The following is an 11,588-nucleotide window of genomic DNA, read 5'->3' as shown; positions in this document are numbered from 1 at the left end:
GGACCGGTCGGAGGTGAGGGCCCTGCTCTCCGCCGTGGCCGAAGCGTTCACCGATGGCGCCGACGTGGACTGGTCGGTGTTCTACCCAGGGGCACGGCGGACCGATCTGCCCACCTACGCCTTCCAGCACGAGAGCTACTGGCCGTCCCCTGCTGCTCCTTCGCGAAGGTCCGGCGAGATCACTCCCCACGGTGTCGATGCCCGCTTCTGGGACGCCGTTGAGCGCGAGGACCTTGAATCGCTGGCAGACACTTTGAAGTTGGACGAGCGGGTACTGGACACCGTTCTGCCGGCCCTTTCGACCTGGCGCCGCCGGAGCATGGAACAGACCTCACTGGATGCTCTGCGCTATCGCGTGGTGTGGAAGCCGTTGGTGTGGAAGCCGTGTACAGCTCTGCCGGTTGGAATGGGAGTTGGAGGCAGATGGCTCGCCGTCCTACCGGCTGGACCGGTCGGCAGCGGCTGGGTGGACTCGGTCCTCGCCGGTCTCGCGTCCCAGGGCGTCGCCGTCGAACCGGTGGAGTTCGACCCGGCCGCGGCCAGGTCCGAGCTCGCCGCTCGGTTCCGGGGCCTGGCCGAAGGTGAGCCGATTGCCGGTGTGGTGTCGTTCCTTGGCGTCATGGATGCCGGGGACGACGGGCTGCCGCTGGGAGTGATGGCTTCAACGGTCCTGGCGCAGGCATTGGGTGACGCCGGGATGGNCTGCCGGACCGGTGGGGCGGCCTCGTCGATCTCCCGGCCGTGCTGGACCGGCGGGCGATCACCCGTCTGGCCGCCGTGCTCTCGGGAGCCGGTGAGGACCAGGTCGCGGTGCGGGCCTCGGGTGTGTTCGGGCGTCGTCTGGAGCGGATGCCCGCGGCCACTTCAACGGCGGCCACTTCAGCCGCAGCGTGGTCGCCCACGGGGACGGTACTGATCACGGGTGGCACCGGTGCGCTGGGTGTGCGGGTGGCGCGGTGGGCGGCCACCGGGGGCGCTGGGCATCTGGTGCTGGTGAGCCGGCGCGGCCTGGAGGCGCCGGGAGCGGCGGAGCTTCGGGACGAACTGGTGGCGCAGGGCGTCCAGGTGACCGTTGCGGCCTGTGACGTGGCCGACCGCGATGCCCTGGCCCAGCTCCTGGCGGAGCACCCGATCGACGCGGTACTTCATGCTGCCGGAGTGCTGGACGACGGTGCTTTCGATGCGCTGACGCCCGGGCGGATTGCCGCCGTACTGCGCTCCAAGGCCGTCGCGGCGGCGTATCTGGATGAGCTGACCGCGGAGCTGGACCTGTCGGCCTTTGTGCTGTTCTCCTCGATCGCCGGTGTGTGGGGCAGCGGGGGGCAGGCGGGGTACGCGGCGGCGAACGCCTATCTCGACGCTCTGGCCGAGCGGCGTCGCGCGCGTGGGCTGGTGGCGACCTCCGTCGCCTGGGGGCCCTGGGCCGAGAGCGGAATGGCCGCCGGTGAGGTCGCGCAGGAGCATCTGCGTCGGCGTGGTCTGCCCGCCCTGGAGCCCGATCTGGCGTTGAAGGCGCTGGGCGGTGCCGTGGGGCTGGAGGAGACCGCGGTGGTGGTGGCGGACGTCGACTGGTCCGCCTTCGCCCCGGCGTTCACCAGCAGTCGGCCCAGCCCCCTGCTCGCCGACCTCACCGAGGTACGAGCGGCGCTGGAGGCCGGTACCGCGTCGGACGCCCTTGAGGACAATGGGCTACGGGAAAGGCTCGGAGGGCTTCCCGAAGCCGAGCGCGACCGCGCCCTGCTCGAACTGGTCCGCGCCCATGCCGCCTCAGTGCTGGGGCACGCGAACGCGGGCACCCTGGAGACCGGGCGGCCCTTCCGGGATCTGGGCTTCGACTCGCTCACGGCGGTGGAGCTGCGCAACCGGCTCAGCGCCGAGACCGCGCTGCGACTGCCTGCCACGCTGGTGTTCGATCACCCGACCCCGGCGGAGTTGGCCGAGCACCTGCGCGATGAACTGTTCGGCGTCCCGGACGAAGCGTCGCGGCTCATTGCCTTCGGTGCAGGCGCGGCCGACGCGGCGGACGATCCCGTCGTCATCGTCGGTATGGGCTGCCGTCTGCCGGGCGGGGTCTCGGGCCCCGAGGACCTCTGGCGGCTCGTGACCGACGGCCAGGACGCGATCTCCGAATTCCCCGTGGACCGTGGTTGGGACCTCGATGCCCTCCTTGGCCCCGATGCCGGGCAGCCGGGCAGAAGCCACACCCGGACGGGCGGCTTTCTGCACGACGTCCACCAGTTCGACCCGATATTCTTCGGTATCTCCCCCCGCGAGGCCGTGGCGATCGATCCACAGCAGCGGTTGCTGTTGGAGGTCTCCTGGGAGGCCCTCGAACGTGCCGCCATCGCCCCGGGCTCCGTCAGGGGCAGCCGGACAGGTGTCTTCATCGGCGCGGGGAGCTCTGGATACGGGGCCGGGCTTCGCGAGGTGCCCGAAGGTCTTGGCGGCCAGTTGCTGACAGGCGTCGCGGGCAGTGTGGTGTCCGGCCGTGTGGCCTACAGCCTCGGCCTCGAAGGACCCGCGGTGACGGTGGACACGGCGTGCTCGTCGTCCCTGGTGGCCCTGCACCTGGCGGCGCAGTCCCTGCGGTCGGGTGAGTGCGATCTGGCGCTGGCCGGCGGTGTGACCGTGATGGCCGACCCCGGAGCCTTCGTCGAGTTCACCTCGCAGGGGGGCCTTGCCGCCGACGGTCGCTGCAAGGCGTTCTCGGAGGCGGCGGACGGCACCGGATGGGCCGAGGGAGCGGGTGTGCTCGTCGTCGAGCGCCTGTCGGACGCCCGGCGCCATGGCCGTACGGTGCTCGCGGTGGTGCGCGGCAGCGCGGTGAACCAGGACGGGGCGTCCAATGGCCTGACGGCGCCCAACGGACCTTCTCAGCAGCGGGTCATCCGGCAGGCGCTGGCAGGCGCGGGGCTTTCTGCATCCGATGTGGACGCGGTCGAGGCGCATGGCACCGGCACCACGCTCGGCGACCCGATCGAGGCCCAGGCGCTTTTGGCGACCTACGGTCAGGACCGCCCCGACGGCCGTCCGCTGTGGCTGGGATCGGTGAAGTCCAACATCGGTCACACCCAGGCGGCTGCCGGTGTGGCAGGCGTGATCAAGATGGTGGTCGCGATGCGGCACGGAGTGCTGCCGCGGACGCTGCACGTCGACGAGCCGTCACCGCACGTCGACTGGTCGGCCGGCGAGGTGCGCCTGCTGGCGCGGAACACCGAATGGCCCCGGAACGGGCATCCCCGCCGGGCCGGGGTGTCGGCGTTCGGTGTCTCCGGGACCAACGCGCATGTCGTCCTCGAACAGGCGCCCCTGGAGGACGACGCGACTTCCGAGGACGTCGTTGCTCCCGACAGCGGTCTGGTGCCATGGGTGGTCTCGGCGCGCAGCCTGACGGGTCTGCGCGAACAGGCCGAGCGGCTGCTGGCCCATGCGGAGGCGAGAGCCCATCTTGACCCCCGTGACGTAGCCGCTTCGCTGGTGACGACACGGTCGGTGTTCGAGCACCGTGCGGTGGTCCTGGGCCGTGATCGTGCGGAGTTGCTGCGGGGGCTGGGCGCGGTGGCGTCCGGTGAAGCGGCTTCGGGCGTGGTCACCGGTGACGTCGGCGCCCACGGCCGACTGGCGTTCCTCTTCGCCGGTCAGGGATCGCAGAGGCCGGGGATGGGCCGGGAGCTCCACGAGGAGTTCCCCGTCTTCGCGGATGCCTTCGACGCGGTGTGCGCCCATGTGGACGGGGAGTTGACGCAGCCGCTGCGGGAGGTCGTCTTCGGCGACGACGCCGACCTGCTGAACCGCACCGAGTATGCCCAGCCCGCGTTGTTCGCTCTTGAAGTGGCGCTGTTCCGTCTCCTGGAGTCCTGGGGGCTCAGGCCCGACGCCCTGCTCGGTCACTCGGTCGGTGAGCTGGCCGCCGCCCATGTCGCGGGCGTGTGGTCACTCGGGGACGCCTGCCGCCTGGTCTGCGCACGCGGCCGGTTGATGCAGGCGTTGCCCTCCGGCGGAGCGATGGTCTCTGTCCAGGCCTCCGAGGCGGAGGTGCTGCCGCTGATCGAGGGCCTTGAGGACGAGGTCGGCATAGCGGCGGTCAATGGCCCGCTGTCCGTCGTGGTCTCCGGCACGGAGGCCGCTGTGGTCGAGATCGCGTCCCGGATCGAGGCCCTCGGGCGCAGGACCACGAGGCTGCGGGTGAGCCACGCCTTCCACTCACCGCTGACGGAGCCCATGCTCGGCGAATTCCGGCAGGTCGCCGAGAGTGTGGCCTACCACCGGCCGCGTACGGTGATTGTCTCCAACCTCACCGGTGCGCCTGCCACGCCCGAGGAGCTGACCTCCGCCGAGTACTGGGTGCGGCACGTCCGCCGGGCGGTGCGGTTCGCCGACGGTGTCCGCGGCCTCGACGAGCAGGGGGTCAGCCGCTGCCTCGAACTCGGCCCCGACGGCTCCCTGACGGCCCTGGCCCAGGCATGCCTGCCCCAGGGGGACGGCGTGCTGCTCCCCGGGATGAGGGACGACCGGCCCGAGGCGGCGGCGCTGCTGTCGGCCGTGGCAGGGGTCTTCGCCCACGGCGCGGACGTGGACTGGCCGGCCTTCTTCCCGGGCGCCCGGCGCGTCGAACTGCCCACCTACGCCTTCCAGCGCCGGCGCTACTGGCTGGAGATCCCCGCCGGCTCCGGTGACCCTTCGTCGCTTGGTCTCTCCCGCGCCGACCACCCGCTGCTCGGCGCGGCCGTTCCCATGGCCGACAGCCGGGCGGCGCTCCTGACGGGCCGTCTGTCCCTGCGGACGCACCCCTGGCTCGGCGACCACCGCCTCGCGGGCTCGGCCGTGGTGCCCAGCACGGCCTTCCTCGAACTGGCGGTCCGCGCCGGTGACCAGGTCGCCTGCGAGCGGGTCCGTGAGCTCATGCTCGAAGCACCGCTCGTCGTACCCGAACACGGAGCGGTTCAACTCCAGGTGCGTGTCGAGGAACCGGATGCCTCCGGTAACCGCCTGCTCGGTGTGTACTCGCGCCCCGACCACGGCAGTGCCGACGGTGAACCATGGAGCCGGCACGCCGGCGGAGTGCTCGCGCCCGCGTCCGGCCGACGGACCGAGGACGAGTTCGACTTCGCCGCCTGGCCACCCGCCGGCGCGCGGCCCGTGGAGATCGAAGGCCTCTACGGCCGTCTCGCGGCCACCGGCTTCGAGTACGGCGCCGGGTTCCGGGCGCTGACCGCCGCCTGGGAGCTCGGTGACGACGTCTACGCCGAGGTCGGCCTGCCCGAGGACACACGGGCGCAGGCGGAACGCTTCGGTCTGCACCCGGCGCTGCTGGACGCGGCGCTGCACCCGCTCGGCCTCGGCCTGCTCGACGGTGTGGCCGAGGGAAGGATCCTCTTCTCCTGGGGCGACGCGGTCCTGTCCGCCGCGGGCGCCACCGCGCTTCGGGTGAGGCTGACCCGCCGCGGACCCGACACGATCGCGCTGTACGCCGCGGACGGCGCCGGCCGCCCGGTCATCGCGATTGGCTCGATGCTGCTGCGCCCGGCACCCGCGGGGGAGGACGGATCCACCGCGCAGTTCCCGTCCACCGCCCAGTCTCCGTCCACGGCGCAGTCTCCGTCCACCGCGCAGTCCCCGTCCACGGCGCACTCCCCGGCCTCCCCGCAGGCCGCGTCCGCCCCACCGCAGCCGCGCACCGCACGCCGCAAGGCCGCGCCGGAAGGAAACGAGTCCGGCCTCACTCGGCGGCTGGCCGGGAGACCGGCGGCGGAGCGCCGACGCGTTCTGCTGGAGGTGGTGCGCAGACAGGTGGCCGTGGTCCTGGACTACGTCGGCCCCGAAGAGGTCGAGCCCCTGCGTGCCTTCAAGGACCTCGGCTTCGCCTCGATCACCGCGGTCGAACTGCGCAACCTGCTCAGCGCCGAGACCGGGACGACCCTGCCCGCGACCATCGTCTTCGACTACCCGACGCCGCTCGCCCTGGCCGACCGCCTCGACGAGGAGCTGTTCGGCGAACAGACGTCCGGCGCCGCCGCCGTGCTGTCACGGGCCTCGCTCGACCACGACCCGATCGCCATCGTCGGCATGGCCTGCCGCTACCCCGGCGGGATCACCACGCCGGAGGAGCTGTGGGAGCTGGTCGCCAACCAGGGCGACGGCATCTCCCCGTTCCCCACCGACCGCGGCTGGGACCTGGCCAAGCTCTACCACCCCGACCCGGATCAGCCCGGGACCTGCTACACCCGCGAGGGTGGGTTCCTGCACAACGCAAGCCAGTTCGACCCCGGTTTCTTCGGGATCTCGCCTCGTGAGGCGACGGCGATGGACCCGCAACAGCGGCTCCTGCTCGAGACGTCCTGGGAGGCCCTGGAGCGCGCGGGCATCGACCCGGCGTCGGCCCGCGGCAGCCTGACCGGTGTCTTCGCCGGTGTGACCTACCAGGACTACGTCGGCATCCTGGCCGCGGCCGAGGAGAGCTTCGAAGGCTACATCGGCACCGGCAACTCGCCGAGCGTCCTGTCCGGCCGGATCGCCTACACCCTCGGACTCGAAGGCCCGGCCGTCTCCGTCGACACCGCCTGCTCCTCCTCCCTCGTCGCCCTGCACCTCGCCGTGCAGGCCCTGCGGCAGGGCGAATGCTCACTGGCCCTCGCGGGCGGTGTCACCGTCATGTCGACCCCCGGTTCACTGATCGAGTTCAGCCGCCAGCGCGCGCTGGCTCAGGACGGCCGGTGCAAGCCCTTCTCCGCCGACGCCGATGGCGCCAGTTGGGCCGAGGGCGTCGGCATGGTCGTGGTGGAGCGGCTCTCCGACGCCCGGCGCAACGGCCACCCCGTACTGGCCGTGGTGCAGGGCAGCGCGCTCAACCAGGACGGCGCGTCAAACGGTCTGACCGCGCCCAACGGGCCGTCGCAGCAGCGCGTCATCCGGGCCGCGCTGGCCAACGGGGGACTGACGCCCCAGGACGTCGACGCCGTCGAGGCCCATGGCACCGGCACCACCCTCGGTGACCCCATCGAGGCACAGGCCCTCATCGCCGCCTACGGCCAGGACCGTCCCGACGACCGCCCCCTCTGGCTCGGCTCGATCAAGTCGAACATCGGTCACAGCCAGGCCGCGGCGGGTGTCGGCGGGATCATCAAGATGGTCATGGCCATCCGCAACGGTGTCCTGCCGCAGACCCTGCACGCGGACCGGCCGACCCCCGACGTCGACTGGTCGGCCGGAGCCGTCAAGCTCCTCACCGAGCCGACGCCCTGGCCGCGGACCGGCCGACCGCGCCGGGCGGGCGTCTCCTCGTTCGGCATGAGCGGCACCAACGCCCACGTGATCATCCAGCAGGCGCCGGAGCCCCAGCAGGCCCGCGAGGATGTCTGCGCCGATGCCGTGTCACCTGCCGCCGTTCCCGCCGAGGCCCCTGTTGCGGCGACTCCTGCCCATGGGCTGCCCGTCGTCCCGGCCCTGCTCTCCGCCCGCACCGGGGACACCCTGCGGGCCCAGGCGGCCCGGCTGCGGGCCCACCTGCGAACGCACCCCGACCTCGGCCTCGCCGACATCGGTCTCTCGCTGTCGACCACACGCACCGCGTTCGAGCACCGCTCGGTGGTGCTGGCCACCAGCAGGGAGGAACTGGAGAACGGGCTACGGGACCTCGCCGAGGACCGCATGGTCACCGATGTGGTGCGGGGTGTCGCGCACGGCGCCGCTCGCGGTGCCCAGGGCCCGGTCCTGGTCTTCCCCGGCCAAGGCGCGCAGTGGATCGGCATGGCACGTGAACTCCTCGACAGCTCGGCCGTGTTCGCGGACCGGATGGCGCAGTGCGAACGGGCCCTGGCGCCGTTTGCCGACTGGTCGCTGACGGCGGCGCTGCGCGGCGGCGACGACGCCCCGGACATGGACCGAGTGGATGTCGTCCAGCCCGCCCTGTGGGCCGTCATGGTCTGCCTCGCCGAACTGTGGCGCTCCTACGGCGTCGTTCCTTCGGCGGTGGTCGGCCACAGCCAGGGAGAGATAGCCGCCGCGTGTGTCGCCGGCGCGCTCTCCCTCGAGGACGGGGCCCGGGTGGCGGCGCTGCGCAGCAGGGCCCTCACCGCTATCGCCGGGGACGGCGGGATGATGTCCGTGTCGCTGCCTGCCGACCGCGTCGCAGAGCGGCTGACGCCGTGGGGGGACCGGCTGTCCGTGGCCGCCGTGAACGGGCCGGCCTCGGTCGTGGTCTCCGGCGAGGCCGCCGCGCTCGACGAGCTCTTCGAGGCGCTGACCGAGGACGGTGTGCAGGCGAAGAAGGTCTCCGTCGACTACGGATCGCACTCCGCGCACGTCGAGCCCATCCGGGACCAGGTGGTGGAGGCACTCACCGGTATCAGTCCCGCGATGGCCGAGACACCGTTCCGGTCGGCGGTGACCGGTGACTGGTTCGACACCTCCGGGCTGGACCCGGAGTACTGGTACACCAACCTGCGCCAGACCGTTCGCTTCGAGGAGGCGGTCCGAGGCCTCCTGGCAGCGGGTCACCGCGCGTTCATCGAGGTCAGCCCGCACCCGGTGGTGGGTATCGGCCTGCGGGAGACCATCGAGGACGCCGGAGTCGACGCCGCCGTGCTGGGCACCCTGCGCCGTGGCCAGGGCGGGCTCGACCGGTTCCTCACCGCACTGGCCGAGGCACATGTCCAGGGCGTCGACGTCGACTGGCCGGCCGTCTTCGCCGACACCGGGGCCCGGCGCGTCGACCTGCCGACCTATGCCTTCCAGCGGCAGCGGTACTGGCCGCGGACTCGAGACCTCGGCACGGACGTCGGGGGCGCGCCCTCTTCGGACGCCGCCGAGAGACGTTTCTGGGAGACCGTCGAGCAGCAGGACCTGGAGGCCCTTGCCGCCGCCCTCGACCTCGGCGGCGACGCGCCCCTGAGCGATGTGCTGCCCGCGCTGGCCGGTTGGCGCCGCACGAGCCGGGAGAACTCGACCGTCGACGGCTGGCGCTACACGGTCGGCTGGTCCCCCCTCGCCGAGGACACCGCCGTCGCGCTGTCCGGTACCTGGCTGCTCCTCGCTCCGTCCGCCGGCGAGGAAGACGAACTGGTGGTCGCCGCCCGGCAGGCGCTGGCCGACCACGGCGCCTCGGTGCGGCTCGTCGGCATCACCGACGGCGGCGCCGACCGCGGGCGGTTGGCCGAGCACCTGCGGCTCGTGCTCGCCGCAGCGGACACGGATGCGACGGCGGACGGGCAGACGGAAGCGGGCGCGCTCGGGACGGTCCCGATCGCCGGCGTGCTGTCGCTGCTCGCCCTGGATGAACGTGCGCACCCTGACCACCCGGCGGTGCCCCTGGGCCTGTCCGGCACCCTGGCCCTCGTCCAAGCACTCGGCGACCTCGGCGTCGAGGCGCCGCTGTGGTGCGCCACCCGAGGCGCGGTCGCCATCAGCGACTCCGAGACCGTCCTCAGTTCGCCGCAGGCACTCGTCTGGGGCCTGGGGCGGGTCGCCGCACTGGAGCACTCCGACCGATGGGGCGGCATTGTCGACCTGCCGACAAGCCTGGACGCCCGGAGCAGGACACGGCTGTGCGCCGTTCTGGCCGCCTCCGACGGCGAGGACCAGGTCGCGGTACGGGCCTCGGGCACATTCGGCCGCCGTCTGCTCCGCGCCCCCCTGGCCGGTGCGCAGCCCTGCGACGGCTGGCGGCCGCGCGGCACCGTACTCGTCACCGGCGGCACCGGGGCCGTGGGCGGCCATGTGGCACGGTGGCTGGCCCGCCTCGGCGCCCCCAACCTCCTGCTGACCAGCCGCCGCGGCGCCGACGCCCCCGGGGCCGCCGAGCTCGAGGCCGAACTGACCGCGCTGGGCGCCGCCGTCACCATCGCGGCCTGCGACGTCTCCGACCGCGCTGCCCTGAGCGACCTCATCGACTGCGTTCCCGAGCAGTACCCCATGGACGCGGTCATGCATGTCGCCGGGTCGCTGGACGACGGCGTCATCGACGCACTCGACCCGAGCCGCATGGATCCGGTGCTGCGCGCCAAGGTGACCGCCGCGGTCAATCTGCACGAACTGACCGCGGATCTCGACCTCTCGGCCTTCGTCCTGTTCTCCTCGACCTCGGGCACCATCAGCGGCCCCGGACTGGGCAACTACGCCCCGGGCAACGCGTTCCTCGACGCCCTGGCCGCCCAGCGCCGGGCCGCCGGCCTGCCGGCCACCGCCGTCGCATGGGGGCACTGGGCGGACGGCGGCATGGGCGACGGCGCGGTCAGCGAGCGACTTCGCCGCTACGGCGTCTACGACATGGAACCGGAGCTCGCCTGCACGGCGCTCGGGCAGGCACTGGACCACGGCGAGACCTACGTCGCGGTCACCGACATCGGCTGGGAGAAGTTCGCCCCCGCGTTCACCGGCCCCCGACCCAGCGCCCTGCTGCGCGAACTCCCGGAGGCCCAGAGGGCCCTGCGGGAGACGGACGGCGGCGGCGCCGAGGGCGCCGGCCAGGACGCCTCCATGCTCCGGCTGCACCTGGCCGGCCTGCCCGAGGCGGAGCGCGACGACGCCGTCCTCGAGGTGGTCCGCGGCTACGTCGCCACCGTGCTCGGCCATCCGGGGCCCGAAGCGGTCGAACCGGGCAAAGCATTCAGCGACCTCGGCTTCGACTCGCTCAGCGCGGTCGAACTGCGCAACGGCATGAACAGGATCACCGGTCTGCGGCTGCCGTCCACCCTGGTCTTCGACTACCCCAACTGCGGGGAGCTCGCCAGGCTGCTGTGCGCCGAACTGTCCGACGTCCAGCCTGAATCGGCGCTGCCCGCCGTCGTTCCCACCTTCGTCGACGACGACCCGATCGCGATCGTCGCGATGAGCTGCCGCTTCCCCGGCGACGTGCGGACCCCGGAGCAACTGTGGCAACTCCTGCTCAGCGGCGGTGACGCGGTCGCCCCGTTCCCCCACGACCGCGACTGGGACCCTGACGCCCTCTACAACCCCGACCCCGACCACCCGGGCACCTGCTACGCCCGTGAGGGCGGCTTCCTGGACGGTGTGGCCGACTTCGATCCGGGCTTCTTCGGGATCTCGCCGCGTGAGGCGGTGGCGATGGATCCGCAGCAGCGGTTGCTGTTGGAGTTGTCGTGGGAGGCGTTCGAGCGGGCCGGGATCGACCCGGTCTCGCTGCGGGGCAGCCGCACGGGCGTATTCGCCGGAACGAACGGCCAGGACTACACCGGTCTTCTGGTCGCCTCCGGAGAGGACTTCGAGGGCTATCTCGGCACCGGCAACTCCGCAAGCGTGATGTCCGGTCGTGTTTCGTACACCTTTGGTCTTGAGGGTCCTGCGGTGACGGTGGATACGGCGTGTTCGTCGGCGTTGGTGGCGTTGCATCTGGCGGTGCAGGCGTTGCGGTCGGGTGAGTGTGATCTGGCGCTTGCCGGTGGTGTGACGGTGATGTCGACGCCGGGGCTGTTCGTGGAGTTCAGTCGTCAGCGGGGGTTGGCGGCGGATGGTCGGTGCAAGGCGTTTTCGGAGGCGGCGGATGGTGCGGGGTTTTCCGAGGGTGCGGGGTTGCTGTTGGTGGAGCGTTTGTCGGATGCGCGTCGTCGGGGTCATGCGGTGTTGGCGGTGGT

The 11,588-nt window shown here is 72.3% G+C and carries 1 protein-coding gene and 1 pseudogene; both read left to right on the top strand.

What is annotated here, in order from left to right:
- Positions 1 to 13: 13 nt before the first annotated feature.
- A pseudogene (locus tag IEY86_RS37295) lies at positions 14 to 262 on the top strand (hypothetical protein); the annotation flags it as partial.
- Positions 263 to 741: 479 nt separating this feature from the next.
- On the top strand, positions 742 to 11,588 hold a 10,847-nt coding region (locus IEY86_RS34970; protein WP_189135940.1), incomplete at its 3' end, for a type I polyketide synthase.

The organism is Wenjunlia tyrosinilytica (assembly GCF_014646055.1).
In the GTDB taxonomy this organism is placed as follows: domain Bacteria; phylum Actinomycetota; class Actinomycetes; order Streptomycetales; family Streptomycetaceae; genus Wenjunlia; species Wenjunlia tyrosinilytica.
This window is presented reverse-complemented; position numbering and strand designations above follow the sequence as displayed.